Here is a 1,178-nt window from a genome sequence, read left to right as displayed (position 1 = left end):
AGCAAAAATATTACCACCAAGTCCTCAAAATATAGCAAAAACATTATTATTTATTCCAGATAATCCTACTTATAGTATAGATTTACCATTAGAAAAAGTATTTAATGTAGATAATAATTATAATATGTCTTATAATCCCAATAATTGAATAAATAATATAGCACCTAAAATTAAACCATTAGAGATTAATTTAGATATTAAATCAAAGTTAGACCCTACATTGTTAATTAATAGTTTTGAAGATTTACAAAGATATTATAAAAGTATAGATGTTTATATTTCTTGAAATTACAAAACAAGTAAACATACAAATACTAGTGCTATTTATCTAGATTTTTATACATCTCAAATATTTAGTCAAAAAGAAGAATATACACATATGTTTACTTATAATTTAAAAGATTTAAATTATTATAATGACAAAAGAGAATTAATTATTAATGCTGAAAATTATAATATAAATAAATATAAATTTGATTTAAATTATAATTATTATGGAATTGCTACAATGGGAAAAACTTTAAACAATAAAAATAATTTATATAAATTAAATGAAAAAATAATTAATGTTACAGCAAATGAAAATAGGGGTACTTTATATACTAAAAAATATGATAGTGAAATATTGCTTGGGTTTAAAAATTTAGATAATAGTAGATTAAATTTTAATTTACAATTATTCCCGGCCTATATTTATTCAATATCAAATAGAAGTAGCGGTCCAAGTCATGGTGAAAATTTATTTTATGCTGAAAATGTTGATAGTTATTCAATATCAATTAGCAAAATAGTTGTAAATTCAAGATAATTATTATACTATTACTATATAAATTATTAATTAAGGAGAAAAAAGACTATGCCAACTTGAGCAATTTGATTAACAGTATTAGGTTCAATATTTACTTTATTACTTATTACTTGATTAACTGTAGGCGGACTTATATTACTAATGGGTGGTGTAAGAGAAGATAGAACTGCTTGAGGAATATTAATTCTTTTTATTGCGCTTAATATAGTAGGATTAATAATCGGAATTATCATAATGCAAAAAAAATATAATGAATTATTAACAGATTTGGGAATTAAAAAAGGAAGAAAAATATTATATGATTATGAACAAAGAAAAAAAGTAAAAGATAAATTAGAATTAGAAAATAACCAAAATAATATTCCCCCAC

The 1,178-nt window shown here is 21.1% G+C and carries 2 protein-coding genes; both read left to right on the top strand.

Annotated features, from left to right (window positions below; all coding sequences use genetic code 4):
* Positions 1-808: hypothetical protein (locus M0D11_RS05980; protein WP_252320992.1), on the top strand; the 808-nt coding region annotated here is incomplete at its 5' end.
* A 48-nt stretch (positions 809-856) separates the two neighbouring features.
* The coding region (locus M0D11_RS05975) for a hypothetical protein (protein WP_252320990.1) at positions 857-1,178 on the top strand (322 nt) is incomplete at its 3' end.

This window comes from Spiroplasma endosymbiont of Lariophagus distinguendus, assembly GCF_023846195.1.
Classification (GTDB): Bacteria; Bacillota_I; Bacilli_A; order Mycoplasmatales; family VBWQ01; genus Spiroplasma_E.
Note: the sequence above shows the minus strand (reverse complement) of the source record. Positions and strands in the feature narration are given on the sequence as shown.